The sequence below is a fragment of the Curtobacterium sp. MCLR17_059 genome, from assembly GCF_003234665.1.
Classification (GTDB): domain Bacteria; phylum Actinomycetota; class Actinomycetes; order Actinomycetales; family Microbacteriaceae; genus Curtobacterium; species Curtobacterium flaccumfaciens.
Genome location: NZ_QKSU01000011.1, coordinates 67222 through 92689, shown reverse-complemented (window position 1 = coordinate 92689; position 25468 = coordinate 67222). Strand labels below are relative to the sequence as shown.

Annotated in this window: 22 protein-coding genes; 15 read left to right on the top strand and 7 right to left on the bottom strand. The window is 71.7% G+C overall.

Translation table 11 applies throughout. The features are described 5' to 3' along the window. Positions 1-23: 23 nt before the first annotated feature. Together DEJ12_RS14755 and DEJ12_RS14750 are read right to left on the bottom strand one after the other, a co-directional pair. Positions 24-1496: an amidohydrolase gene (locus DEJ12_RS14755; RefSeq protein WP_111030556.1), complete on the bottom strand. Its 1473-nt coding sequence runs from the start codon at positions 1494-1496 to the stop codon at positions 24-26. Beyond that, positions 1493-2152 (bottom strand): FMN-binding negative transcriptional regulator, encoded by a 660-nt coding sequence (locus DEJ12_RS14750; RefSeq protein ID WP_111030555.1) that lies wholly within the window; start codon positions 2150-2152, stop codon positions 1493-1495. The genes DEJ12_RS14755 and DEJ12_RS14750 overlap by 4 nt, the downstream gene beginning before the upstream one ends. 179 nt (positions 2153-2331) lie before the next feature. Between DEJ12_RS14750 and DEJ12_RS14745 the strand changes: the two genes are divergently transcribed. The 7 genes from DEJ12_RS14745 to DEJ12_RS14715 all read left to right on the top strand — a co-directional run bounded on the left by DEJ12_RS14745 (position 2332) and on the right by DEJ12_RS14715 (position 10865). Further along, positions 2332-3918, top strand: a complete 1587-nt coding sequence (locus DEJ12_RS14745) for an ABC transporter substrate-binding protein (RefSeq protein WP_258370557.1) — start codon at positions 2332-2334, stop codon at positions 3916-3918. Positions 3919-3926: 8 nt separating this feature from the next. Next, positions 3927-5321, top strand: a complete 1395-nt coding sequence (locus DEJ12_RS14740; RefSeq protein ID WP_111030554.1) for a M14 family zinc carboxypeptidase — start codon at positions 3927-3929, stop codon at positions 5319-5321. Continuing rightward, the gene (locus DEJ12_RS14735; protein ID WP_027464675.1) at positions 5321-6262 is read left to right on the top strand and encodes an ABC transporter permease; all 942 of its coding nucleotides are present in this window, start codon (positions 5321-5323) and stop codon (positions 6260-6262) included. The genes DEJ12_RS14740 and DEJ12_RS14735 overlap by 1 nt, the downstream gene beginning before the upstream one ends. Continuing rightward, positions 6259-7149 (top strand): ABC transporter permease, encoded by an 891-nt coding sequence (locus tag DEJ12_RS14730; RefSeq protein ID WP_111030553.1) that lies wholly within the window; start codon positions 6259-6261, stop codon positions 7147-7149. The genes DEJ12_RS14735 and DEJ12_RS14730 overlap by 4 nt, the downstream gene beginning before the upstream one ends. A gap of 70 nt (positions 7150-7219) precedes the next feature. Continuing rightward, on the top strand, positions 7220-8629 hold the full coding sequence (locus tag DEJ12_RS14725; protein WP_258370558.1) for a serine hydrolase: 1410 nt from the start codon (positions 7220-7222) through the stop codon (positions 8627-8629). Continuing rightward, positions 8626-9207: a GbsR/MarR family transcriptional regulator gene (locus DEJ12_RS14720; protein ID WP_042538535.1), complete on the top strand. Its 582-nt coding sequence runs from the start codon at positions 8626-8628 to the stop codon at positions 9205-9207. Before DEJ12_RS14725 ends, DEJ12_RS14720 begins: the two co-directional genes overlap by 4 nt. After that, positions 9204-10865 carry an ABC transporter ATP-binding protein gene (locus DEJ12_RS14715; RefSeq protein WP_111030552.1) on the top strand — a complete coding sequence of 554 codons (1662 nt, stop codon included), beginning with the start codon at positions 9204-9206 and terminating at the stop codon, positions 10863-10865. The genes DEJ12_RS14720 and DEJ12_RS14715 overlap by 4 nt, the downstream gene beginning before the upstream one ends. A gap of 18 nt (positions 10866-10883) precedes the next feature. On the opposite strand, the gene DEJ12_RS14710 is transcribed toward DEJ12_RS14715, so the two are convergent. Next, on the bottom strand, positions 10884-11465 hold the full coding sequence (locus tag DEJ12_RS14710) for a hypothetical protein (RefSeq protein WP_146245565.1): 582 nt from the start codon (positions 11463-11465) through the stop codon (positions 10884-10886). Positions 11466-11722: 257 nt separating this feature from the next. Between DEJ12_RS14710 and DEJ12_RS14705 the strand changes: the two genes are divergently transcribed. Continuing rightward, a complete protein-coding gene (locus DEJ12_RS14705) occupies positions 11723-12052 on the top strand; it encodes a hypothetical protein (protein ID WP_035807629.1) in 330 nt (109 codons plus the stop codon). Positions 12053-12153: 101 nt separating this feature from the next. After that, positions 12154-12306: a hypothetical protein gene (locus tag DEJ12_RS18090; RefSeq protein ID WP_163343414.1), complete on the top strand. Its 153-nt coding sequence runs from the start codon at positions 12154-12156 to the stop codon at positions 12304-12306. 67 nt (positions 12307-12373) lie between these two features. Here DEJ12_RS18090 and DEJ12_RS14700 read toward each other — a convergent pair whose 3' ends face one another. The 3 genes from DEJ12_RS14700 to DEJ12_RS14690 are packed head-to-tail and all read right to left on the bottom strand — an operon-like array spanning position 12374 to position 15498. Further along, positions 12374-13231 (bottom strand): DMT family transporter, encoded by an 858-nt coding sequence (locus DEJ12_RS14700; RefSeq protein ID WP_111030550.1) that lies wholly within the window; start codon positions 13229-13231, stop codon positions 12374-12376. After that, positions 13228-13890 (bottom strand): response regulator transcription factor, encoded by a 663-nt coding sequence (locus DEJ12_RS14695; RefSeq protein WP_027464682.1) that lies wholly within the window; start codon positions 13888-13890, stop codon positions 13228-13230. Before DEJ12_RS14695 ends, DEJ12_RS14700 begins: the two co-directional genes overlap by 4 nt. A 39-nt stretch (positions 13891-13929) precedes the next feature. Continuing rightward, positions 13930-15498, bottom strand: a complete 1569-nt coding sequence (locus DEJ12_RS14690; protein WP_111030549.1) for a sensor histidine kinase — start codon at positions 15496-15498, stop codon at positions 13930-13932. Positions 15499-15630: 132 nt separating this feature from the next. On the opposite strand from DEJ12_RS14690, the gene DEJ12_RS14685 reads away from it, so the two are divergent. Beyond that, positions 15631-16461, top strand: a complete 831-nt coding sequence (locus DEJ12_RS14685) for a helix-turn-helix domain-containing protein (RefSeq protein ID WP_111030548.1) — start codon at positions 15631-15633, stop codon at positions 16459-16461. Between the two features lie 239 nt (positions 16462-16700). Here DEJ12_RS14685 and DEJ12_RS14680 read toward each other — a convergent pair whose 3' ends face one another. Then, entirely contained in the window at positions 16701-17732 is a 1032-nt protein-coding gene (locus tag DEJ12_RS14680; RefSeq protein WP_111030547.1) for a LacI family DNA-binding transcriptional regulator, read from the bottom strand. A gap of 118 nt (positions 17733-17850) precedes the next feature. On the opposite strand from DEJ12_RS14680, the gene DEJ12_RS14675 reads away from it, so the two are divergent. The 5 genes from DEJ12_RS14675 to DEJ12_RS14655 are packed head-to-tail and all read left to right on the top strand — an operon-like array spanning position 17851 to position 25449. After that, positions 17851-19125: a sugar ABC transporter substrate-binding protein gene (locus DEJ12_RS14675; protein WP_111030546.1), complete on the top strand. Its 1275-nt coding sequence runs from the start codon at positions 17851-17853 to the stop codon at positions 19123-19125. 33 nt (positions 19126-19158) lie between these two features. Continuing rightward, positions 19159-20037, top strand: coding sequence for a carbohydrate ABC transporter permease (locus DEJ12_RS14670; RefSeq protein ID WP_111030545.1), 879 nt, complete (start codon positions 19159-19161; stop codon positions 20035-20037). After that, positions 20034-21011: a carbohydrate ABC transporter permease gene (locus DEJ12_RS14665; protein ID WP_111030544.1), complete on the top strand. Its 978-nt coding sequence runs from the start codon at positions 20034-20036 to the stop codon at positions 21009-21011. Before DEJ12_RS14670 ends, DEJ12_RS14665 begins: the two co-directional genes overlap by 4 nt. Further along, positions 21011-22408, top strand: a complete 1398-nt coding sequence (locus DEJ12_RS14660; protein WP_111030543.1) for a cellulase family glycosylhydrolase — start codon at positions 21011-21013, stop codon at positions 22406-22408. Before DEJ12_RS14665 ends, DEJ12_RS14660 begins: the two co-directional genes overlap by 1 nt. 14 nt (positions 22409-22422) lie before the next feature. After that, entirely contained in the window at positions 22423-25449 is a 3027-nt protein-coding gene (locus DEJ12_RS14655; protein ID WP_111030542.1) for a glycoside hydrolase family 38 C-terminal domain-containing protein, read from the top strand. The last annotated feature ends 19 nt before the right edge of the window (positions 25450-25468 follow it).

Here is a 25468-nt window from a genome sequence, read left to right as displayed (position 1 = left end):
GACGCAGCCGCCCGCCCTCCTGGTCACAGCTCCCGGTACGTGAACCGCCCGGCCACGGCCGTCCCGAGCACCCGCATGCCGCGCAGTGCGGCGGACGAGGACGCGGCCAGCGGATCGGACTCGACGAGCACCAGGTCCGCCACGTCGCCGACGGACACCCCGACCCGCCCGTCGGTCGACCCCTGCCACGCGACGAGTGCCGAGAGCCGTTCGGCCGGGTGCCACGGGTCCCGCCCGTCGCGGTCCCGCCCGACGGCCGCCGCCATCGACACCCACGGGTCGAGCGGCGCCACCGGCGGGTCCGACCCGAGCAGCAGGCGCGCTCCGGCCCGGGCGAGCGAGGCGAAGGCGAACGCCCGGTCGGTGTGCCCGGCCCAGTGCCGGTCGGCGATGTCCCGGTCGTCCATGGCGTGTTCGGGCTGCACGGACGCGGCGACTCCCAGCCGGGCGAACCGGTCGACGTCGGTGTCGACGAGCAACTGCGCGTGCTCGATCGTGCCGCGGGCCCCGACGGTCTCGAAGACGTCGAGCGCCAGGGTGTTCGCACGGTCGCCGATCGCGTGGATCGCGGGGACGAGTCCGGCGTCGACGGCACGGCGGGTGATCGCGACGAGCTCTTCGAACGGCCAGGCGAGCACACCGGAGCCGTCGGTCATGGCGGCGGTCCGGGTGCCGAGCGACCCGTCCGTGACCACCTTGAAGGGCCCCATCGTGAGCAGGCCCCGCGTGCCGTCGACCACGTCGCCGGTGCGCAGCCCCCGGGCGATGGCCTCGTCGAGCTCGGCCGGGTACACCCCGGACGCGACCCGGATCGCGTCGGTGCCGGCGTGGATCCGGCGGCGCCAGCGGTCGAGCCCGAAGCGCATCTCGAGGTCGACCACACCCGTCACCCCACGTGCCGCTGCGGCCTCGGCAGCGTCCGCCACGTAGGCGTCGAGCAGGTCGTCCGGCACCTGCGACAGTGCACCGGTCACGTCGAACGCGTCCTGCTCGCGCAGGACCCCGTCCTCGCCCGCCTCGAGCGGGCGGCCGACAGTGGCCGAGAAGTGCGCGAGCGCGAGGGCGTTGCACCACACCGCGTGCAGGTCCGCGCTGATCACGACGACCGGGAGGCCCGGGGCGGCACGGTCGAGCAGCTCACGTCGCGCAGGGCGCGGCCACATCCCGTCGCGGTAGCCGTGTCCGACCAGGACGCGGTCCGCCACGCCCGCCCGGGCGACGGCGGCGAGCAGGTCGGCGGTCGCCTCGGCGGAGTCGCAGCCGGTCACGTCGACACGGCGGCGGACGAGCGCCCACTGGTCGAAGTGCGTGTGGTGGTCGCGGAGCCCCGGGCCGAGCCAGGCGCCGGCGGCCTCGACCACGTCGGTGTCGACGCTCGTGGGGTCGAGGGTGCCGGTCGGCGTGATCTCGGTGACGCGACCGTCGACGATGCGGACGTCGGCAGGGGCCCCGGAGGTGCCCACACGCCGGACGGTGTGGAGCAGGATGTCCGTCACGACGCCTCCAGGCCGTTCGCCGGGGAGGGGACGGGCCGGACCCGCTCGACCTCGTCGGCGAGCGCCGGCGACGCGTAGGGGCCGTCGCCCCGCAGCCCGGCGACGATGCGGTCGATCACCTCGGGAGCCTTGTTCTGCGACAGCTTGGCGCGGGCGTCGAACCGGGTGACACGGATCCGGATGCCCACGGTGCCCTTCGCGATCCGGCGGGCGGTCTCCTCGTCGATCTGCAACGACACGGGCGAGGGCATGACCTGCTCGAAGTGGTCGACGAGTTCGCCGAGCACCCGGAAGTTCTCGTCGTCGGAGAGGATCTCGGGGGTGCCCCAGACGTGGGCGGTGACGTGGTTCCAGGTGGGCACGAACTGCTCCGGCGGGTACCAGGCGGGGGAGACGTAGCCGTGCGGACCCTGGAACACGACGAGCACCTCGTGCTGTCCGAGTTCGTGCGCGACCTCGTCGGGGCGGCCGACGTGGGACACCAGCACGAGGGCGTCCGGGTCGTCGTCGGGGCCGGGGGTCTCGAGCAGCACCGGGTAGTGCGAGGCGACCAGCCCGGCCGCGGTGTGGGACACGATCGTCGCCCACGGGTTCCCGGTGATGAGGCGTCGGACCTCGTCGACGTCGGTCATCAGGAAGTGCGGTGTGTGGCGCATGTTCCGAGCGTGGCACAACGGGCCCGGCCGCGCGACGGGTGTCGTTTCGTCAGTGTTTCTGCGCGGTAAAACTCTCAGAGCGCATTGAAAGAAGTCTTGTGGTCGGGATTCGAACCGTCCTAGCTTTCCCACCACGACGACCGGGCAGGGATCCGGCCGCACCCGATCGAGGAGAGATCATGCGACGCAGGACGATCGCCGCGCTGGCCGCGGCGGCAACCTTGGCACTGGTGGCGACCGGCTGTTCGGCGGGCGGCGCGGCCGACGACGACGCTCCCTCGAGCCTGGTCTACGCGACCGGCGAACCCGACCACCTGACCCCGGGCCGGCAGACCGTGGCCTTCGACCAGGTGATGAGCGTCTTCGCGCCGCTCACCCAGACCGACGCCGACGGTGACCTGCGGTACGTGGCGGCGAAGAGCGTCGAGAGCGACGACGCCACCACGTGGACGATCACGCTGCGGGACGGCTGGACGTTCCAGAACGGCGAGGCCGTCACGCCGGAGAGCTACGTGAAGGCCTGGAACCACGTGGCCTACGGCCCGAACGCGTGGGAGAACAGCGGTCAGCTCGCCGGGATCGTCGGGTACACCGACCTCAACCCGGCGAAGGGCACCCCGAAGACCAAGGAGATGTCGGGACTCAAGGTCACCGGCAAGGACACCTTCACGGTCACGCTCACCCACGCGGACAGCCAGTTCCCCCTGCAGCTCAGCCAGGCCCAGACGGCGTTCTACCCGATGCCCGAGGCCGCCTACGACGACCTGAAGGCGTACGACAAGAAGCCGATCGGCAACGGCCCGTACGAGATGACGAAGGCGTGGAAGGCGGACCAGGAGTTCACCGTCACGGCCTGGAAGGACTACGAGGGCACGAAGCCCGCCACCGACGAGGTGACCTTCCGCAGCTACTCCGACATGAACACCGCGTACACCGACGTCCTGGCCGGCAACGCCGACGTGCTGTTCCTGCCGACCGACAAGATGACGAGCGCGAAGGCCGACTTCGGCGACCGCCTGCACTCCTTCGACGCCCCCGGCATCGACTACCTCGGGTTCCCGCTGTGGGACGACCGGTACTCCGACCCCGACGTGCGCCGCGCGATCTCGATGTCGATCGACCGTGACGAGGTCAACGACGCGATCTACGGCGGGCTGTACGACCCGGCCACCGCGCTGACCCCGCCGTCGATGTCCGGCACCGAGGAGGGCATCTGCGGCGACGCCTGCGAGTTCGACCCGGCAGCGGCGAAGAAGCTCCTCGCCAGCGCCGGCGGGTTCGACGGCACCATGACGCTCGTCTACCCGGGCGGCACCGGCCTCGACTCCCTGTACGAGGCGTACGCCAACCAGATCCGGCAGAACCTGGGCGTCGACGCCGAGGCGAAGGCCACCACCGACTGGGCGTCCTACTACTCGGAGCTCACCGACAAGACCGTCGCCGGCCCGCACTTCGGCCACTGGGGCGCGCTGTACATCAGCCAGCAGAACACGCTCCGCGCGCTGTTCACCACGGCCGGCGGCTGCTCCCCGTGCACCGGCTACTACCAGTCCGACGACGTCGACTCGCTGCTCGCGAAGGCGGACTCCGCCGGGTCCCAGGACGAGGCGAACGGGTACTACACGAAGACGCAGCAGGCCGTGCTCGAGGACTTCCCGATCGTCCCGACCTTCTTCGACAAGTACTCGTACGTCACGAGCGACAAGATCGCGAAGCTGCCGGCGGTGGCGGGCAGCCCCGTGATCGCGCAGATCGCCGTGAAGTAGGGCGGAGCATGGAGCAGCACACCGTCCTCGACCTGGTCCGCGACGTCCCCGACCGCGACGGCTTCCCGCTCGTCGATGACCTGCACGCCCGGTTCGCCGCGCTCGCCGCGGCGCACCCCGACCGGGTCACGGTCACCCGGATCGGCACGAGCCGCCTCGGCGAACCCCTGCACAGCTACCGCATCGGTACCGGGTCGCACGCGGCCGTCGTGGTCGGCGGGGTGCACCCGAACGAGCCGATCGGTTCGTGGACGGCGCTGCACCTCGCCGAGACGGCCCTCGGTGACGAGCGGGTGGCCGGGCTCGACGTCACCTGGCACATCGTCCCGACGATCGACCCGGACGGCATGCGGCTCAACGAGGCGTGGTTCCACGACCCGCACGACCGGGTCTTCTACTCGCGGCACTTCTACCGGCCGGCCCCGGACAGCCAGGTCGAGTGGACGTTCCCGAACAGCTACAAGTCGGTGTACTTCGACCAGGTGCTGCCCGAGACGCTCGCGTTCATGCGGCTCATCGACGACACCGAGCCGGACCTGCTCGTGAGCCTGCACAACGGCGAGATGGGCGGCGTCTACTACTACCTGTCCGAGGACCTGCCCGACGTCGTCGACACCCTGCACGCGGTGCCGGCCGCACTCGGGCTGCCGCTCGACACCGGCGAGCCGGAGTCGCCGTACCTGCGGGAGCTCGCCCCGGCGGTGTTCGCGATGGACGGCATCGAGACGGCGTACGCCTACCTCGAGGAACTCGGCGTCGACCCCGGCGAGCACATCCACGGCGGATCGAGCGCGGCGTGGGCGATGCGGCACGGGGCCCTCTGCATGGTGGCCGAGCTGCCGTACTGGAGCCACCCCGACGCCGACGACCAGACCCCGACCGACGAGCCGTACGCCGACCTGCTGCGCCGGTGCGCGGACGAGCTCGGTGCCTCGGGCGCGGAACTGCAGGCGTTCCTCGACGAGGCGTCGCCGATGCTCTCGATCCGGTCCCCGTTCGTCGAGGCCTCCCGGGCGTTCGTGCCGATGCTCGTCGGGATGGCGGACACCGACCGCCGCCGTGCCGAACGGGAACCGGCCGACCGGACGGCCACCGTCGCGGAGCGCTTCGGCTGCGAGGACCTCGTCCGCTGCTTCCGCCTGCGCTACGGCGGCATGCTCCTGCGCGCCGTCGAGGCGGAGACGACCGCCGGTACGGCGTCCGCGCCGCTCCGGCGGCTCCGCGACCGCCTGGCCGAGCGCTACGCGCGCTGGCAGGCGGACGCGTCGACGGGTGCGCAGCCGATCCCGGTGGGGAAGCTCGTGGGCGTGCAGTACGGGGCGATCCTCGCCTGCGCGGCGCACGTGGCGGACCCGACCCGCGCCTCCCGTCCGGTGTCGGCGGCCGTGTCGGGAGGCGCGTGATGCGTCCGACGCTCGCCGTCGGTCGCCGACTCGGCGGCCTGGTCATCGTGTTCCTCGGGGTGACCTTCCTCATCTACGCGATGACCTTCGCGCTGCCCGGCGACCCGATCAAGGCGCTCGGCGGCGAGCGCCCCCTCACCGACTCGGTCGTGCGGGCGCTGCGGGCGGAGTACCACCTGGACCAGCCGCTGTGGCTGCAGTACGTGCAGTACCTGGGCGGACTGTTCCGTGGTGACTTCGGCACCGACTTCAACGGGCAGTCCGTCGGCGAGCAGATGGCCTCACGGTGGCCCGTGACGATCACGCTGGCACTCAGCGCGTGGGCGCTCGAGATCGTCCTCGGCATCGGGCTCGGCGTGGTCTCGGCGCTCAGGCGCGGCACCGTGCTCGACAAGACGGTGCTCGTCGGCACCATCGTCGTCGGCGCGGTCCCCGTGTTCGTGCTCGGCGTGGCCCTGCAGCTGGTGTTCTCGGTGCGGCTGCACTGGTTCCCGGTCGCGGGGGTCACCGCCGGGTGGCCGACCGCGTACGTCCTGCCGGCGTTCGTGATCGCCCTGTTCGGCCTGGCCGCGGTGTCCCGGCTCACCCGGACGTCGATGATCGAGACGCTCGACGCCGACTACGTCCGGACGGCCCGCGCCAAGGGGCTCGCTCCGGGCCGGATCGTCGGCGTGCACGTGCTGCGGAACTCGCTCATCCCCACCGCCACCTACCTGGCGACCGACCTCGGGTACCTGATGGGCGGCACCGTCATCATCGAGGGCATCTTCAACCTGCCGGGCGTCGGGAACCTGCTGTTCCAGGGCATCCGCTCGCACGAGGGTGCCGTCGTCGTCGGCATCTCGACCGCCCTCATCCTGGTGTTCCTCGTCACGAGCGTGCTCGTCGACCTGCTGCACGCCGCCCTCGACCCGCGCGTCCGGACAGGAGCCTCCCGATGACCACCGAATCCCTCGGCGCCACCGTCGAACCCGTCGTCGGGGTCCGGCGCCGGCCACTGCTCGCCGCCGCACGGACGCCGGGGTTCTGGGTGCCCGCGTCGGTGCTCGTGGTGGTCCTGCTCATCGCGGCGTTCCCGCAGCTCTTCGCCGGGCTGTTCGGCCACGGCGACCCCCGGGTGTGCGACCTCGGCCGGAGCGGGGCGTCAGCGACCGCCGGGCACCCGTTCGGCTTCGACCTGCAGGGCTGCGACGTGTACGCGAACGTCATCTGGGGCACCCGGTCGTCGATCGCCGTCGCGGTGCTCACGACCCTGCTCGCCGGCATGGTCGCGGTCGTCGTCGGCACCGTCGCGGGCATGGTCGGCGGGTGGGTCGACGCCGTCCTCGCCCGGCTCACCGACGTGTTCCTCGGGTTCCCGTTCCTGCTCGGCGCCGTCGTCGTGCTGAACAGCGTGGGGGAGCGGTCGGTGCTCACCGTGTCGCTCGTGCTCGCCCTGTTCGGGTGGCCGACGATGGCCCGGCTCGTGCGGTCGAGCGTCCGCAGCGTCCGGGGCGCCGAGTTCGTGCTCGCCGCCCGGACGATGGGGCTGTCGACGTGGCGGATCACCACGCGGTACGTGTTGCCGTCGTCGATCTCGCCGCTGCTCGTGCTCGCCACCATCACCGTCGGCGGGGTCATCGTGTCCGAGTCGTCGCTGACCTACCTCGGCATCGGGCTGGAGCGTCCGGCGATCTCGTGGGGGCTGCAGCTGTCCGCGGCGACGTCGCAGTTCCTCCGTGCCCCGCACATGCTCATCGCGCCGGCGGCGTTCCTCGCCGTGACCGTGCTCGCCGTCATCGCGCTCGGCGACACGCTACGCGCCGCACTCGACCCGCGTCGGCGCTGACGTGCGTCGCGGCGGACGCCGCAGCGACCGACGCGCCAGACTCGAACCACCGCTCCTCGAAAGGACCACCGTGACCGACACCCTCTCCGCGTACCGGAAGACCCTGCCCTACATCCGTGAGTGGGTGTCGTACAAGGTGTGGCAGCTGCGGGTGCCGGGCGTGCAGGTCGCCGTCGGCTTCGGCGGCGAGGTCCTGTTCGACGAGGCCTGGGGCTACGCCGACGTCGAGGCCGGGCGCCGCCTGACCACCACCGACCTGTTCCGCATCGCCTCGCACTCGAAGACCTTCACCGCGACGGCCCTGCTGCAGCTCGCCGAGCGCGGGTCGCTCCGGCTCGACGACACCGTCGGCACGTACGTCCCGGCACTGGTCGACGGCGGCTCGCCGCTCGCCGACGCCACCCTGCGCGAGCTCATGGAGATGGGCGCCGGCGTCATCCGCGACGGACACGACGGCGACTACTGGTCCCTGCTCCGCCCGTTCCCCGACGAGCAGGAACTCCTGGCGCTCGTGCTCGACCGGGGCCAGAAGGTGCCGACCGGCTCGTCGTTCAACTACTCGAACCTCGGCTACTCCCTGCTCGGCCTGGTCATCGCCGCGGTGTCCGGGCAGTCGTACAACGACTTCGTGCGCGAGTCGATCACCGAACCCCTGGGCTTGCGGAACACCGGCCCCGACTGGGACCCCGCACGCGCCGACGACTTCGTGGTCGGGTACACCGGCTTCCACACCGCGCGGCACCGGCAGCGCATCGACCACGTCGACACCCGCGCGATGGCCGCCGCCACCGGCTTCCACGGCACCGCGTCCGACCTGGTCCGCTACTTCTCGCAGCACGTGATCGGGCAGGGCACCCTGCTCGACGACCACTCCAAGCGCCTCGCGCAGCGGAAGGCCTGGAGCGCCACCGACGACCCCGCGGCCCGCGGCTACGGCGCCGGGTTCATCGTCGACCGGATCGGCGGGCGCGAGATCCGCGGCCACTCGGGCGGGTTCCCGGGGCACATCACCCAGTCGATGTTCGACCCGGCATCCGGGCTCGTCGTGTCCGTGCTGACCAGCGCCGCCGCCGGACCCGCCACGCTCATCGCCACCGCGGTCATCGCCATGCTCGACGCCGCGGCCGACGCCGACGCCCCGGGGACCCCGGTACCCGACGACGTCGACACCGCCACGTTCACCGGACGCTTCGCCAACCCGTGGGGCGTCACCGACGTCGCCCGGATCGGTGACCGGCTCGTCGAGGTCGACCCGTCCGGCCCCGAGCCGATGGACACCCCCACCCGGCTCGAGGTCGTCGACGCCGACACCCTGCGGATGACCCACGGCAACCGCTTCGGCTCGGTCGACGAGGACATCACCTACACCCGCGACGAGGACGGCACCGTGCGGGCGATCCGTGGCGGTGGCGGCATGTCGCAGGAGCCGTGGTCGATCCCGGACGAGCGACCCGAGGTGGCCGCCGGGCTCGCCTCGTGACCGACGACAGGGGCACCGACGGCACCGACGGTGTCGGCACCGACGCCGACGACGACCGGCTGCTCGGACCGGAGCGCCAGGCGTTCGTCGAGGAGTTCGCCCTGATGCTCAACGACGGCGCGGGCATGCCCCTCACCGACGCCCGGGTGCTCGGCTACCTGATGATGACCCGCGCACCGCACTCGTCGTCGTCCGACCTGCAGGCAGCGCTCGGCGCCAGCTCGGGGTCGGTGTCGATGGCCACCCGACGGCTCGTCGACTCCGGGTTCGTGAAGCGCCACATCGTCCCCGGCGAGCGCAGTCACTACTTCCGCGCCGAGGCCGACGTCTGGGGCTCCTGGCTCGCCAGCGAACGGAAGTACCTCGACCGGCAGCGCGACATCATCGGCCGCGGGCTCGCCGTCGTCGAGGGTGCGGGCCGCACCGGCACGGGCGACGTGGACGCCGAGGTCCGCGAGCGTCTGCTCAACGGCCGCGACTACATGCAGTGGCTGCAGGGCTACCACCGCAAGATGCTCGAGGAGTGGGAGGCCTTCAAGGCCGCCCGCGACGACACCGACCCCCCGGAGACCCCATGAGCGGCACCACCGACGTCCTGACCGTCGAGCACCTCACCGTCACCTTCGACGTCGACGGCGAGGTGGTCCGCGCCGTCGACGACGCCTCGTTCACCGTCGCCCGGGGCGAGGTCGTCGCGGTCGTGGGGGAGTCCGGCTCCGGCAAGAGCATGACCGCGATGACCGCGATGGGCATCGCCCCCGACGGTGCGCGCGCCTCGGGGAGCATCCGGCTCGGCGACCTCGAGGTCATCGGCACCGACGAGCGCACCCTCCGGTCGGTCCGGGGCCGCAGCGTGTCGATGATCTTCCAGGACCCGTCCGCGGCGCTGAACCCGGTGTTCACCATCGGGTTCCAGCTCGCCGAGGCCGTCCGACGCACCGACGGCCAGCACGACCGCGCCGCCGTCCGGGAGCGCTCGCTCGAGCTGCTCCGCGCCGTGGAGGTCCCCGAACCCGAACGCCGCCTGGGCCAGTACCCGCACGAACTCTCCGGCGGGCAGGCCCAGCGCGTGATGATCGCGATGGCGCTCGCCGCCGACCCGGACCTGCTCATCGCGGACGAGCCGACGACCGCCCTCGACGTCACCGTGCAGGCCGAGGTGCTCGACGTCCTCCGCGCGCTGCGCGAGCGCACCGGCACCGCGATCCTGCTCATCACCCACGACATGGGCGTCGTCGCGGACCTCGCCGACCGCGTGGTCGTGATGCGCCGCGGCCGCGTCGTCGAGACCGGCACCGCCGAGGCGGTCTTCGCCGCACCGTCCGCCGACTACACGCGCGAACTCCTCGCTGCGGTCCCGCGCATGGGCACCGGGTCCGGCCTGGAGGCCCGGCTCGGCTCCGCCACGACGCCCCCGGCCGCCGTCCTGGACGTCCGGCACCTCGTGGTCGAGTACGGCGGCGCCCTGCGCGGGCGCTTCCGTGCCGTCGACGACGTGTCGTTCACCGTCGGCCGTGGCGAGATCGTCGGCCTGGTGGGGGAGTCCGGCAGTGGCAAGACCACCATCGGCCGGGCCGCGGTCGGCCTCGCGCCGATCACCACGGGCTCGGTGGTCGTCGACGGCACCGACGTCGCCGGCGCACGACGAGCCGCCCGCCGGCAGATGCGCCAGCACGTCGGCGTGGTGTTCCAGAACCCGCTCCGGTCGCTCAACCCCCGGTACACCGTCGGGCAGACCGTCGCCGAGCCGCTCCGTCAGATCCTCCGGCTGCCGGCGGCGCAGGTCGAGGAGCGTGTCGAGCGACTCCTCGCCGACGTCGGTCTCGACGGCGGGTACGCCGAGCGCTACCCGCACGAACTCTCCGGCGGCCAACGGCAACGCGTCGCGATCGCCCGCGCGGTGGCGCTCGACCCCGCGCTCCTGATCGCCGACGAGCCGACGAGCGCGCTCGACGTGTCGGTGCAGGCCCGCGTGCTCGACGTGTTCCGCGAGCTGCAGGAGCGCCTCGGGTTCGCGTGCCTCTTCGTCACGCACGACCTCGCAGTCGTCGACACCCTGTGCGACCGGGTCGTCGTGCTGCACGGCGGCCGGGTCGCCGAACACGGCACCCGCGACGCCATCCTGCGCTCGCCACAGGACCCGTACACACGACGGCTCATCCAGGCCGCCCCCGTACCGGACCCCGGGGAGCAGGCACGCCGACGCTCCGAGCGCCTGGCCGCTCGCGCGGGCTGAGGCGGGCGAGAGTCCGGGTCAGCGCACCTCGGCCGAGGCCCACAGCACGCCGACCCCGCGGCCCACCGGGCGCAGCAGCGGCACGGCGACGAGCACGGCCGCGGCCAGGTAGGCGACGGTCTGCAGCAGGCCCGGGACCGCGAAGGCGACACCGAGCGACTCCTGCGGGAGCGCCGTGAGGAGCACGGTCCCCGACAGCAGCGCGGTGACGAACCACGCCGCAGCCGCCACCGTGACGATCCAGCCGAAGGCCCGCTGCACGCCCGGTTCACTCCGGACGGTGACGACGCCGAAGGCCACGAGCGCCGCCGGCGCGACGACGAGGAACACATCGATCAACAGTCCGGGAACCAGCGACACGAGCGCGAACGCGAGCACGGACACCGCGAACGTGAGCGCCCGGCGGTCTCGAGCACGCACCGCGGCGACGAGCACGACGACGGCGGCGATGCCCCCGAGGACCGTGGCTCCGAGGAGCAGCCCGCGGGGTAGGTCCCAGGGCGCCAACCAGACCGTCCCGACCAGTCCGGCCGCTCCGAACACCAGCGCCGCCACCACCGCGGCCGCCGACACCACCCGTACCCCCGTGCTGCTCTGCATGCCCGCACACTATGCCCCGGGACCCCGCCAGCGGAACACCTCTCCGCCCGGCGAGGGACGGACGTTCGTGTCCGCGCGATGACGGTTCCGGTTCGCGCCGCCCGGGGATCGTGAACCAGAACCGTCAACGACACGGGAACGCGTGCCCGTCCGCCCCGCCCCGCCGCCCCACGACGACACGCCCGTCCGATGCCAGGTCGTCGTCCAGACGGCGCGGTCGACTTGACTGTCGTTCGAACACACGTTCGAATACCGTCGTGGGACGGCGTCGCGAGAACCGGTGGCAGCCCCCGGAACACCCGGAGGTCGAGCGTCCGCGCGCGTACTCCCTGTCCGAGGACGCCCGCGGCGGCGACGTCTGCCACGCCGTCACCCCGAAGCCGGTCTGGGCGTGGATCCAGTTCCCGACCTTCCACGTCCGGGTGAAGGCCTTCGCGAAGAGCTGGACCCGGGATGCCGTGCTGGTGGAGTGGGCGCAGTTCGGGCAGCAGGCCGAGGCGTGGGTGTGGCGCTCAGCGGTGAAGCACCGCACGCTCCGTGCCGACCGCGACAGCGCGAACCGGAGTCCGCAGAACGCACTGCGTTGACTTCCACCCGCACCCCGAGGATGGTTTAGCGAACGCGGGTTCAGCAAGTAACTCACTGATCGAGGCATTCGATCCGGACCCGTGCCCACGAAGGAGGCACCATGAAGAACGCAGCGGTGCCGTCCTGGGTCGCCCACGTGCTCACCCCGCCCGAGGTCATCAGCGCCTACGTCGAGCGGCGGATCAACGATCCGTCCCTCCTGTCGGGTGAGCAGTCGGAACCCACGTACGCAGACTTCCTGCGCGACGAGTAGACGGTCTTCTCAGGAGGCCCGGATCACGCACCGCCGTCGGCGGACGTGATCCGGGCCTCCTCTTCGTTCACCCCACCGGTCCGCGGCGTCGGCGACGGGCCGAGAGCGTCACGCCGACGCTCGCGGCGGTGACGCACGCCAGGGCGACCGTCTCGAGCACCGACAGTCCCTCGGCCAGCACGACGAGGCCGGCCAGAGCGGCGATCGCCGGGCCGAGGCTCTGCAGCACGCCGAACACCCGTGTCGGCATCCGGCGGAGCGCGAGCATCTCGAGGGCGTACGGCAGCACGCTGGACAGCACGGCGACGGCGCCGAAGACGATCAGGAGCGTCGGTTCGCGCAGGACGCCGTCCACCGCGGACCGGAGCCCGAACGGCAACGACACGAGCATCGCGACCACCATCGACACGACGAGCCCGTCGACGCCGGGGATCGCGGCTCCGACGTGCCGGTTCATCACGATGTAGCCCGCCCAGCACGCGGCGGCGAGGACCGCCCAGACGACCCCGCCCACCTCGGTCACCGCGGTCGGGCCGACGCCGAGCAGCACGACCCCCGCGAGCGCCAGCACGGCCCACAGGGCATCGCGCCAGCGCCGGGTGTGCACGAGCGACAGGGCGAGCGGCCCGAGGAACTCAATCGTCACGGCGACACCGATCGGGATGCTCGCGAACGACAGGTAGATGAAGACGTTCATGCCGCCGAGCGCCAGGCCGAGGCCGACCGCACCGAGCCACTGCGCCCGCGTCCAGTGCCGGACGCGGGGACGGACCACCAGGGCGAGCACGACGGCACCGATGACGAGCCGGAGCGTGGCGGCACCGACCGCGCCGACGTCGTCGAAGTGGGTCTTCGCGATCGCGGCGCCGAGCTGGACCGACACCATCGCGGTGAGGGCCAGCAGGGGTGCGGGGACCCGGCTCATCCGAGGTAGGCGAGGACAGCGAGGACGCGGCGGTGGTCCTCTCCGGTGTCCTCGAGTGCGAGCTTGCCGAAGATGCTCGACACGTGCTTCTCGACGGCACCGGTACCGATCACCAGGGCGCGGGCGATCGCGGCGTTCGTGCGGCCCTCGGCCATCAGCCCGAGCACGTCCCGCTCGCGCGGGGTCAGGGCTGCGAGCGGGTCGCGGCGTCGGCTCATCAGCTGCGTGACGACCTCGGGGTCGAGCACGGTGCCCCCGGCGGCGATGCGGCGGACGGCGTCGTCGATCTCCTCGAGCCGGGTGACGCGGTCCTTGAGCAGGTAGCCGATGCCGGTCGCGCCGGCCGCGAGGACGTCCTCGGCGTAGGTGGCCTCGACGTACTGGGAGAGCAGGAGCACACCCGTCCGTGGAGCGATCCGGCGGGTCTCGACGGCGGCGCGGACACCCTCGTCGGTGAAGGTCGGTGGCATCCGCACGTCCATCACCACGACGTCGGGCGCACCCTCGGGCAGCGTCGCCAGGAAGGCCCGGGCGTCGGAGTACTGCCCGATCACGTCGATGCCGGCCTCGTCGAGCACTCGTGCCAGGCCCTCGCGCAGCAGGACGGCGTCGTCGACGACGACGGCCCGGATGCGTGCTGCATCCGGGCCGTCTGTCATGCCGACCAGCCTAGTGGGAGCGCGGACGCCCCCGTGGGGTCACGACCGCTGGTTCGCCGCCGTCGGGACGCCGTTCAGGGCACCGAGGGGGATCCGGGCGGTGGCCTCGGTCGGGCCGCCCTCGGGGCTCGAGACGACCAGGTCGCCGTCGAGGGCCCGCATGCGGCCGATCAGGCCCTCGATCCCGTGGCCCTGCTGCGGTCGGGCACCGCCCCGGCCGTCGTCGGTGACGCTGACCGTCAGGTACCAGAGGCCCGAGGCGTCGACGACCAACCCGAGGTACACCCCGGCGGTGGTGGCGCCGGCGTGCTTCATGGTGTTCGTCAGGAGCTCGCTCACCGTGAAGTACACGTTGCGCTGGATCTCCGTGGCGAGTTCCAGGCCCTCGGGCAGCCGGACGTCCAGGCCCACCGGGATCGGGGTGCGGGCGACCAGTGCCTCGAGCGCCGCGACGAGTCCGCGGTCGAGCAGGATCGGCGGGGCGAAGCCGCGGGACAGTGCGCGCAGTTCGTCGAGGGCGTCCTGGGCGTGCTCGGATGCCTCACCGATGAGCTGCTTGGCCTTCTCGGGGTCCTTCTCGAAGGCGCGCTCGGCGGCGGACAGGTCCATGCGGAGTCGCACCAGCCGCTGCTGTGGGCCGTCGTGCAGGTCGCGCTCGATCTGGCGGAGCGCCTGCCCCTCGGCGGTGACGGCGCCGGCACGGGAGGCCTGCAGGCCGGCGACGCGCTGCTCGAGCTGCTCGGCACGGAAGCCACCCAGCAAGCCGAAGTCGACCCAGTAGTGCGCCAGGACGGACCCGCGGGCCCAGAGCGGGAAGAGCACGACCGAGGCGGCCATCGACAGCAGGCCGAGGGCGCCGACGCCGGTCACGAACCCGACGCTGTCCGGGAAGTAGCCGACCCGGACGTTGTTCGCGAAGTACAGTCCGCCCACGACGATCGGCCAGGCGAAGCCGACGAGCAGCAGTGCACCGGCCCCGACGGTCACGACCGCGACGAGCGGGTAGACGACCGCGGCGTGCAGCAGGTAGAGCCAGTAGTGCGGGTTGGCGACGGCCGAGCCGGTACGGGTCCACCAGTTCTGCTGCCACCGGGGCGTCCAGTCCACCGGGCGGATCGGGCGTCGGTCGGCCCAGCTCATGCGGAGCTTCTCGAACTGTCCGAGCCACCGCGCCACGAACAGCGCGATGAAGAACATGAGCAGGACGAAGGGGTTGAACAGGTCCCGGAACCCGCCACCGAAGATCGCCGTCGGGAACGCGAAGTACAGCGTGCAGAGCAGCACGGCGGTGAGCGCCATGTAGCCGAAGTCCCGCGGCAGGCGCTTCCACGCGTCGCGGTAGAACTGCCCGGCGGTCATGCCGGACCCGCGACCGGCACCACCGACCGGGCCGGACCCGACCCGCGGGGTGGCGCTCCACGACGCCGGCGGGGACTGCGGGGTGTCCTGGGGGTCCTGGTGGTGCTGGCGCGGGTACTGGGGCATCGGCTTGGTGGCTCCAGGGGGCACGGAGCCGCCCAGCGGGACGGTCTGGGCCTGGTCGGGCGAAGGCGTGACGTCGTCCAGCGGGACGGTTCGCGCCTGGTCGAGGCGGTCGGTGTCGGTCATGCATCCAGCCTCGCGATCGCGGAGCCGTTCCCCCATCCTGCCCTCTCCCCACCCCGGGTGGGGTTATCCCCCCTCTTCCACAGGCCACCCGATCCACGCCCACGCGTCCTGCCCGTGGATCACGCTCGTCGGATGGGTGACGCGCTCCGAGCACTGATCGACGCCGTCGGGCTCCAGGTCGGGCCGGGCACCGAGGTCCGGTCCGACGACGAGGCGTGGACGCTCGACGTCGAACCGACGGGCACCCACGTCTGGGTGGCGACGCGGTCCCGCTCCGTGTGGGTCCGGCACGGAGAGGACATCGCGATCGTCGACGCCGGCACCGCCGCCCTCGTCGAAGGGCACGCGACGATCACGATCGGCACGGGCCCCGAGCGCTCCGGCCCGCCCCGCGTCGCGGAGACGTACGCGTTCCCGCACGAGGCACTCTTCGCGCTGACCGGTGTCCTCCTCGGAGCCGCAACGCTCGGCCCGCTCGCCGACGAGGTCCTCGCACTCCCACCCGTCGCGACCACCGGTCCGCCCGGGGCTCCCTCGCCCGACGTCGGCCTCGCGCTCCGCCACGTCGGGCACCTCGACGGCGGGAGGTGGCACGGCGCGCAGCAGCAGGCCCTCGCCCGCCTCGTCGTCACGACGGTGCTCCGCGACAACCCGCCCCCGGTGCTCGGCGACAACGGTCTCGCGCGGATCCTCGACCGCCTGTTCGATCCGGCCGCTCCGTCGTCTCTGCAGGCCCTCCTCGTCGGTGTCCGGATGTCGGAGCGCACCCTCGAGCGCCGGTGCGCCGCAGCGACCGGATGCTCGCCCGCGCAGCTCGGCCGCTGGTACCGCAGTCTCGCCGTCCGCAGCGCACTCACCCGAGGCGACCGCCCGTCCGACGTCGCAACCCGCTTCGGCTTCAGCACGACGTCGTCCATGCGTCGAGCCCTCGAGCGGGTCCGACCCCCGACGAACCGCCGGTGACCGTCGCCCGCGGGGGAAGGAGGTTCCGCTCCGCGTCGATGACTGTTCTGGTTCACGATCCTCGGGCTTCGTGAACCAGAACCGTCACGGCGCGGAGAAGACCACGTCGTCCCGCGTCGGTGCAGTGCAGTGCGGTGCGTGTGCCAGATGCAGGCAGCCGCGCCGCGCTGCGGGAGGATGAGCGGCGGCATCGGGAGCGGGAGCGGGAGCGGGTCGTCGGCGCCGACGTCCGGAGCGGGTCAGGCGGGGGCGCGGCCGGTGGACTCGCGGACGCTCAGGGTGAGCGAGGGACCCGGGCGTGAGGGGAGAGGGGCGCTGGCGTCGATCTGCGCGCGCAGCAGGGTCGCCGCACGCTGCCCGAGCTCGACGGTGTCGCGGGTGAGCGAGGTGATCGCCGGGCGGACGAGCCGGATCATCGCCGAGTCGTCGAAGGACACGATCGAGACGTCCCCGGGCACTGCGACGCCCATCTCGCTCGCCACGCCCAGCCCGGCGACGGCGAGCACGTCGTTGTCGTAGACGATCGCGGTCGGTCGGATACTCCTCGACAGCAGGGTGCGGGTGGCGCTGGCGCCGGCCTCGGCCGAGTAGTCCGTCGGCACCGAGACCGTGTCGTCGAGCCCCTCGTCGGCAGCGAACGCGCGGAGCCGGTCCATGCGCATGGCGGTGTGCTCGAACTCGGGCCGGCCGGCGACGTGCGCGATGCGTCGGTGCCCGAGGGCGTGCAGGTACCGCAGAACGGTGTCGGTGGCGTCCGAGTCGTCGATCCAGACCGTGGGGGCGGCGCCGTCGGGGGAGGGGTGCGAGCCGACGACGACGGTCGGCATGCCGAGGTCGGCGAGCAGGGCGAGCCGGGCGTCGTCGCGACGGGGGTCGATCACGATCACGCCGTCGACACGGTGTCCGCGCCACCAGTCCCGGTAGGTCTCGAGTTCTTCCTCGGCATCGCGCGCGACGAGCAGGTTCATGCCGACGTGCGTGCCGGCGAGCCCGAGCTGGATGCCGGAGATCAGATCGCCGAAGAACGACTCCGTGCCCAGGGTTCGGGCCGGGCGGTTCAACACGAAGCCGATGGAACCGGCCTTCGCGCCGCCGAGTGCCCGGGCCGCGGTGTGCGGCTGCCAGTCGAGCTCGCGGGCGATCTCGCGCACGCGGCGACGGGTCTCGTCGGAGACGCCGGGGCGGTCGTTCAACGCGAACGACACCGCGCTGATGGACACACCGGCCCGCGCGGCGATGTCGGCGATCGTCGTTCGACGCTTGGTGGCCACGGGGTTGACTATAGCGCTTTAGTCATTCACAGTGGCTGCCACACACGGGTTCGGTGACTGCTGCTGAACCGGTTCAGCTATGACGAGGGAGTCAGACGCCATGAGGACCACCACACGCATGACGAGGGGCCGCGCCACCGCGCTGCTCGCGACGGCCGCCGCCACGGCGCTCGTCCTGACCGGCTGCTCGAGCGGCGGGAACGCGGCCGACAACGGCGGCGGCGAGATCAGCGGCACCATCACCCTGCAGACCTGGGCGCTCACGCCGACCTACACGGGCTACCTCAACGGGGTCATCAAGGACTTCGAGCAGGCCCACCCGGACGCGAAGGTCAAGCTGCAGGACCAGCCCGGCGACGGGTACGCCGACAAGGTGCTCAGCCAGGCCTCGTCGAACAGCCTGCCCGACGTGATCAACCTGCCGCCGGACATCGCCCTGCCCCTCGCGAAGCGCGGGTTCCTGCAGGACGTCGCGAAGGACGACTCGAAGCTCGCCAGCACGTACGTCGCCGGCGCGTTGGACTCGTACAAGTACAAGGGAGTGGACGGCACGTTCGGGTACCCCTGGTACCTCAACACCGACGTGAACTACTGGAACTCGACGATGTTCGCCAAGTGTGGCCTCGACGCGAAGAACCCGCCGAAGACCACCGACGAGCTGTTCACGCAGGCGAAGACCATGCACGACAACTGCCCGACCGACTACCTGATGAGCCGGAAGCCCGGCCTCGGCGACTTCACGCTCGCCGGCGTCAAGGTGCTCAACGCCGACGGCACGAAGTTCACCTTCGCCGACTCGTCGAAGGCCGCCGACCTGATCGACCGCTACAAGGACGCGTACCAGGACGGCTACATGCCCTCCAACGTGCTGAACAGCGACTACCTCGGCAACTCCACCCTGTTCACGCAGGCCAAGGTCGCCTGGACCACCGGTGGCGCCACCTCGCTCGCCGACTTCGAGAAGAACAACCCGTCGCTCAAGGGCAAGGTCACCGTCAGCCCCGCACTCGACACCCCGCCGCTCTACGTGCAGGGCCTGTCGGTCTCGAGCAAGTCGAAGCACCTCGCCACCGCCGAGGCCTTCGCGAAGTTCATGACGAACGCGGAGAACCAGGAGGCGTTCGCCCACAAGGTCAACATCTTCCCGTCCACCACGTCGTCGCAGTCCGACCCGTACTTCTCGAAGGACGACGGCACCGTGAACGGCGAGGCCCGGGTCCTGGCGAACGAGGCCCTGAAGACGGCGAAGGTCATCAACCCGGTCGAGGCGAACTCCGCGATGACGGACTTCCTCGACCAGCAGATCGCCCTCGCGATGAAGGGCCAGGTGGCGCCCGAGAAGGCACTGCAGACCGCCCAGACCAAGATGAACAGCCTGCTGGCCAACGGCTGATCCGGCCCCGGAGAAGGAAGAGGGAGGATCGTCATGCGTGCGAACCGCTGGTACACGCCCTGGTTGCTCGTCCTGCCGGCACTGATCTGGCTCGTCGCGTTCAGCCTGTGGCCCTCGATCAACACGGTGCGGTTGTCGTTCACGAACGCCAGCCCGCTCGGCGGCGTCAGCCAGTGGGTCGGGGTGCAGAACTTCGAGACACTGCTCGCTGATCCGCAGGTGTGGGAGGCGCTGCTCAACAGCGTCATCTACATGGCGGTGTGCCTGCCGCTGCTGACGGTCCTCCCGCTCCTCATCGCGGTGCTCGTGCAGCAGAAGCTGCCCGGGATCGCGTTCTTCCGCACCGCGTTCTACACGCCGGTCATCGCGTCCGCGGTGGTCGTCGGGCTCATCTGGACGTGGATCCTCGACGACCGCGGCGTCATCAACGAGATGGCGCAGGCCCTCGGCATCGTGCAGGGCAGCGTCCCGTTCCTGACCGACCGGTGGCTGCTGCTCCTCAGCGCCATCAGCCTGACGGTGTGGAAGGGGCTCGGCTACTACATGATCATCTTCCTGGCCGCCCTCGGGAACGTCGGCAAGGACCTGCACGAGGCCGCCGCCCTCGACGGCGCCGGAGCCGTCCGGCGCTTCTGGTCGGTCACGATGCCCGGGGTCCGCGGCACGATGACACTCGTCGGGATCCTGGTGTGCGTCTCCGCGCTCCGGGTGTTCAGCGAGCTCTACATCCTCACGAACGGCACCGGCGGACCCGGCGGGCAGGACAACTCGCTCGTCATGCTCATCCAGCAGTACGCCCGCGGCTTCACCGGCAACCTCGGCTACGCGTCAGCCCTGAGCCTCCTGCTCTTCGTCGTGACGCTCGTGCCGATGCTCGCCCTCGCCCGGATGAACAGCAAGGCGGACAAGTGACGAACACGACCAGCACGACCGAACCCGTCATCGGCGGCGCGCAGGGCGCAGCCAGCCCGACGCCGGACGTGACCGGCGCGACGGGCGCTGGACGGGCCTCCAGGCAGAACAGACGCGACGGACGCAAGCGGCGCCGCGCGGTCTGGGGCGTCATGTCCACCCGCGAGAAGGTCGTCCGCTACGTCCTGCTCATCGTGGTGCTCTTCATCACGATCGGCCCGTTCCTGTGGCAGCTGTCCACGTCACTCAAGGGCGCCGGTGAGGACATCTACACCGCGAACCCGTCGTTCATCCCGTCCGAACCGACCATCGAGAACTACCTGAAGGTCGCCGCGGCAATCCCGGTGTGGCGCTACATCGGCAACTCGCTGCTCGTCGCCGCGATCGACGTGCTCGGCAACATCGTGTTCGCGACCCTGGCCGGCTTCGCCCTCGCCCGGCTGCAGTGGCGGCACCGGAAGCTCGTGCTCGGCCTGTTCCTCGGCACCCTCGTGCTGCCCGGCGAGGCGACGATCATCTCGCAGTTCGTCACCGTGAAGGACCTCGGCCTCGCCGACAACCTGGTCGGCGTCGCCCTGCCCGGCATGATCGCAGCGCTCAACGTCCTGCTCATGTTCAACGCGTTCCGGCAGATCCCCGAGGAGATCGACCAGGCCGCGGTGATGGACGGCGCGAACGCGATGCAACGCCTCCGCTACATCTCGCTGCCCGCCGTGCAGGGGACCATCGCGGTCATCGCGATCTTCTCGTTCATCGGTGCGTGGGACGACTTCCTCTGGCCGCTCATCGTGCTGCAGTCGCCCGAGAACCTCACCCTGACCGTCGGGTTGCAGTACCTGCAGGGCACGTTCGCCACCGACCAGCGGATGATCGCGGCCGGCACCATGATCGCCTTCATCCCGATCGCCGTGATCTTCGCCGTCCTGCAGCGCTTCTTCTTCAAGGGCGTCGAAGAGGGCGGTGTGAAGGGCTGATGCGCTTCGGGGTCAACTACACGCCCTCGGTCGGCTGGTTCCACTCGTGGCTCGACTTCTCGCGGTCGGACACCGCCAGGGACCTCGAGGCCATCGCGTCGATCGGCGCCGACCACGTGCGGATCTTCCCGCTCTGGCCGGTCGTCCAGCCGAACCGGACGCTCATCCGGCAGCAGGCCCTCGACGACGTCGCCACGGTCGTCGACCTCGCCGGCTCGTTCGGACTCGACGTCAACGTGGACGCCCTGCAGGGGCACCTGTCGAGCTTCGACTTCGTGCCGTCCTGGCTGGACAGCTGGCACCGCCGCAACATGTTCACCGACCCGGACGTCGTCGCGTCGACCGCCGCGTACGTCCGGGCGCTCGCCGGAGCGGTCGCCGACAAGCCCAACCTGCTCGGCATCACCATCGGCAACGAGGTCAACCAGTTCGCACACGCGCCGCACCCCGCACCGCACGCGATCACGGCGGAGCAGGGGCACGCGTGGGCGGCGGCGATGGTCGCGGCGGCGCGGGCGGGGCTGTCGGTCGGGTCGTCGGCGTCGGTCGCGTCGTCCGTGTCGGTCGGCCTGGAGGCACGGCTCGACCCCGCCTCGTCGGTCCCGCCCGCCACCGGGTCGCGCCCCGGGCCACTGGTCACCGTCGCGCAGTACGACGCGGCCTGGTACGACGACGCCCAGCCCTTCGGCCCCGAGCACGCGGCGGACCACGGTGACGCCACGGTCACGCACTCGTGGGTCTTCAACGGCTCGGCGGCCCTGCACGGCGCCCTCGGGGCCGGGTCGGTGCGGCACGGGGAGTACCTGCTCCAGCTCGCCGCGGCCTGGAACCGCGACGCCGCCCGGCCGAACTGGCTGCAGGAGGTCGGCGCCCCCACCAACGTCGTCGACCCCGCCGACGCCGCCGCGTTCACCGAGCAGACCATCCGGCACGTCCTCGACGCGCAGCAGGTGCTCGGGGTGACGTGGTGGTGCTCCCACGACGTCGCCCGGTCGCTCGCCGACTTCCCCGAGCTCGAGTACGACCTCGGGCTGTTCACGAACGACGGACGCCCGAAGCCCGCCGGCGAGGCGTTCGCCGCCCTCGCCCGCGCCGAGCACACCCGCGACGTCCGTGCTGCACCGCCGACCACCGCGCTCGTCCTCGACGACGTGCTGTCCGACGGCACCGACCGCCACGGCACCCGCGCCGACTGCGCCCCCGGCGGTCGGTTCGCCGCCGCCTGGCTCGCCCTGGCCGAAGCCGCACCGGACGGCCGCGGCCCCCAGGTCGTCCTGCGCTCCCGCCTGTCGGACACCGCGCTGCTGGCCGCCCGAGGCATCGACCGCTGCGTCGACGTGCCCTCCGACCTCGACACCACCACCGTCCGCGTCGCCCACCCGGCGACGACGCCCTGACCCCGGAAGGCCCCATGCACGACGACATCCCCCTCACCACCGGACGCGCCCGACGGGTGCTCGACGAGCGGATCACCCCCGCGGTGCACGCGACCACGACGGCCCTCCAGGCCCACTGGCACGAACTGCCGGGGGAGCCGGTCCCGCCGACCGAGGGGCTCGCCCTCACGTTCGAGCCCTACGAGGTCGGCACCCCGTGGGGCGCAGCGTGGGGCACGACGTGGTTCCGGCTGACCGGGACCGTGCCGACCGAGTGGGCCGGACGCCGGGTGGAGGCCGTGATCGACCTCGGCTTCGACAAGAACATGCCCGGGTTCCAGTGCGAGGGACTCGTCTACCTGGCCGACGGCACCCCCGTGAAGTCGATCAACCCGCGCAACCAGTGGGTCCTGGTCACCGAGCGGGCCGAGGGCGGCGAGACCGTCGAACTGTTCGTCGAGGCCGCGTCGAACCCCGTCCTGCTCGACTACCACCCCTTCCTGCCGACGCAGGAGGGTGACGTGCAGACCTCGTCCTCGAAGCGCCTCTACGCCACCCGCCGGATGGAGCTCGCCGTCTTCGAGTCCGAGGTGCACGAACTCGCCCTCGACATCGACGTCCTGCTCGAACTGCAGGCCGAGCTGCCCGCCGGACCCCGACGCATGCGGATCCTGCAGGCCCTCGACGACGCCCTCGACGCGCTCGACCTGCAGCACATCCCGGAGACCGCCGGGGACGCCCGTGCGGCGCTCGCCGAGGTGCTGGCCGCTCCCGCCGAGGCCTCCGCGCACACGATCTCGGCCGTCGGGCACGCCCACATCGACTCCGCCTGGCTCTGGCCCGTGCGCGAGACCATCCGCAAGGTCGCCCGCACCACGTCGACCATGACCGAGCTCATCGACCAGACCGACGACTTCCTGTACGGCATGTCGAGCGCGCAGCAGTACGCGTGGATCAAGGAGCACCGCCCCGAGGTCTACGCCCGGGTCAAGGCCGCGGTCCAGGCCGGCCGGTTCCTGCCGATCGGTGGCATGTGGGTCGAGTCCGACACCGTGATGCCGACCGGCGAGAGCATCGTCCGGCAGTTCTCGCAGGGCCAGCGGTTCTTCGAGCGCGAGTTCGGCATCCGACCCAAGGGCGTCTGGCTGCCGGACAGCTTCGGGTACTCGCCGGCGTTGCCGCAGCTCATGCGCCGCGCGGGCTTCGAGTGGTTCTTCACGCAGAAGATCTCGTGGAACCAGGTGAACAAGTTCCCGCACCACACGTTCCTGTGGGAGGGCATCGACGGGTCGCGGGTGTTCTCACACTTCCCGTCGATGGACACCTACAACTCACGGCTGTCCGGCAGCGAGGTCGCGAAGGCCTCCCGCCAGTTCCGCGAGAACCGACTCGCGACCGGCTCGATCGCCCCGGTCGGCTGGGGCGACGGCGGCGGTGGCACCACCCGTGAGATGACCGGCACCGCCGCACGGTTGGCCGACCTCGAGGGCAGCGCGAAGGTCCGCTGGGAGCACCCGGACACGTTCTTCGACCGGGCGAAGTCCGAGCTGACCGATCCGCCGGTGTGGGTGGGGGAGCTGTACCTCGAGCTGCACCGGGCGACGCTCACGTCGCAGCACGGCACGAAGCAGGGCAACCGACGGTGCGAGCAGCTGCTCATCGAGGCCGAGCTCTGGGCCGCGACCGCCGCCGCCCGCACCGACTTCACCTACCCGTACGACGAGCTCGACGCCCTGTGGCAGCAGGTCCTGCTCCAGCAGTTCCACGACATCCTGCCGGGCACCTCGATCGCGTGGGTGCACCGCGAAGCGGTCGAGCGGTACGCCGAGACGGCCGCGGCGCTGACCACGATCATCGACCAGTCGCTCTCGGCGCTCGCCGGCACCGGGGACGCGGCCGTCGTCGTGAACCCGGCTCCGTTCCTCCAGGCCGGTGCACCCGCGCAGGGCGCCGTCGTGGCGACCGACGTGGCGGCGGCGACCGCGGTGTCCCTGACCGAGCAGGACGGCGGGTACGTGCTGGCGAACGACCTGGTACGGGTCGTCGTCGACGCGCAGGGGCTCGTGACGAGCGCCGTCGACCTGGCGAGCGGGCGCGAGGCGATCGCGGCCGGCCAGGCGGCGAACCTGCTGCAGCTGCACCAGGACTTCCCGAACATGTGGGACGCGTGGGACGTCGACCGGTACTACCGCAACCGCGTCGAGGACCTCGTGTCGACCACCGGGCTGACCGCGTCGGTCGACGAGTCCGGGGTCGCACGGGTCGTCGTGTCCCGGGCATTCGGTGACTCGACCGTGACGCAGGAGATCGTCCTGGCGCCGGGGTCGCGCACCCTGGAGTTCGACCAGGTGACCGACTGGCACGAGACCGAGAAGTTCCTCAAGGTGGCGTTCCCGCTCGACGTCCGCGCCGAGCACACCGTCGCCGAGACGCAGTTCGGCGCGCAGAAGCGGGTGACCCACACGAACACCTCGTGGGAGGCCGCGAAGTTCGAGACCTCGATGCACCGCTACGTGCTGGTGTCCGAGCCGGGCTTCGGTGTCGCCCTCGTGAACGACTCGATCCACGGCTTCGACACCACGCGCGACGCCGTCGACGGGCACGTCACCACCACGGTGCGGCTGTCGCTGCTGCGGGCACCGCGGTTCCCGGACCCCGAGACCGACCAGGGCGTGCAGACGCACCGGTACGGCATCGTCATCGGCACCGACCAGCTCGGAGCCACGTCGGCCGGCGTGCGGATGAACGCGGGCGCGCGGACGATCACCGGGGCGCACGGCTTCGAGCCGCTGGTGCAGGTCTCCGGCGACGTCGTGCTGTCGAGCGTCAAGCTCGCCGACGACCGGTCGGGTGACCTGGTCGTGCGCGTCTACGAGCCGTCCGGGCAGCGGGGGACCGGGGGCATCGCGGTCTCGGCCGACGAGGCGACCTTCGGCGCTGCCGTCGAGGTGAGCCTGCTCGAGGAACCGCTCGGTGACGCCGTGCCGTCGTCCGACGCGGCCGCGTCCTCGTTCGCCGTCGACGCCTACGAGGTCCGCACCTTCCGGTTCCCGCGCAACTGACCGACCGACTGACCGACCG

What these genes read in the sequence shown, in the direction of transcription:
- DEJ12_RS14750 (WP_111030555.1), bottom strand. Translation starts at nt 2,152, where the DNA reads ATGCGCCACACACCGCACTTCCTGATGACCGACGTCGACGAGGTCCGA.
- DEJ12_RS14745 (WP_258370557.1), top strand. Translation starts at nt 2,332, where the DNA reads ATGCGACGCAGGACGATCGCCGCGCTGGCCGCGGCGGCAACCTTGGCA.
- DEJ12_RS14740 (WP_111030554.1), top strand. Translation starts at nt 3,927, where the DNA reads ATGGAGCAGCACACCGTCCTCGACCTGGTCCGCGACGTCCCCGACCGC.
- DEJ12_RS14735 (WP_027464675.1), top strand. Translation starts at nt 5,321, where the DNA reads ATGCGTCCGACGCTCGCCGTCGGTCGCCGACTCGGCGGCCTGGTCATC.
- DEJ12_RS14730 (WP_111030553.1), top strand. Translation starts at nt 6,259, where the DNA reads ATGACCACCGAATCCCTCGGCGCCACCGTCGAACCCGTCGTCGGGGTC.
- DEJ12_RS14715 (WP_111030552.1), top strand. Translation starts at nt 9,204, where the DNA reads ATGAGCGGCACCACCGACGTCCTGACCGTCGAGCACCTCACCGTCACC.
- DEJ12_RS14710 (WP_146245565.1), bottom strand. Translation starts at nt 11,465, where the DNA reads ATGCAGAGCAGCACGGGGGTACGGGTGGTGTCGGCGGCCGCGGTGGTG.
- DEJ12_RS18090 (WP_163343414.1), top strand. Translation starts at nt 12,154, where the DNA reads ATGAAGAACGCAGCGGTGCCGTCCTGGGTCGCCCACGTGCTCACCCCG.
- DEJ12_RS14700 (WP_111030550.1), bottom strand. Translation starts at nt 13,231, where the DNA reads ATGAGCCGGGTCCCCGCACCCCTGCTGGCCCTCACCGCGATGGTGTCG.
- DEJ12_RS14695 (WP_027464682.1), bottom strand. Translation starts at nt 13,890, where the DNA reads ATGACAGACGGCCCGGATGCAGCACGCATCCGGGCCGTCGTCGTCGAC.
- DEJ12_RS14690 (WP_111030549.1), bottom strand. Translation starts at nt 15,498, where the DNA reads ATGACCGACACCGACCGCCTCGACCAGGCGCGAACCGTCCCGCTGGAC.
- DEJ12_RS14685 (WP_111030548.1), top strand. Translation starts at nt 15,631, where the DNA reads ATGGGTGACGCGCTCCGAGCACTGATCGACGCCGTCGGGCTCCAGGTC.
- DEJ12_RS14675 (WP_111030546.1), top strand. Translation starts at nt 17,851, where the DNA reads ATGACGAGGGGCCGCGCCACCGCGCTGCTCGCGACGGCCGCCGCCACG.
- DEJ12_RS14670 (WP_111030545.1), top strand. Translation starts at nt 19,159, where the DNA reads ATGCGTGCGAACCGCTGGTACACGCCCTGGTTGCTCGTCCTGCCGGCA.
- DEJ12_RS14660 (WP_111030543.1), top strand. Translation starts at nt 21,011, where the DNA reads ATGCGCTTCGGGGTCAACTACACGCCCTCGGTCGGCTGGTTCCACTCG.
- DEJ12_RS14655 (WP_111030542.1), top strand. Translation starts at nt 22,423, where the DNA reads ATGCACGACGACATCCCCCTCACCACCGGACGCGCCCGACGGGTGCTC.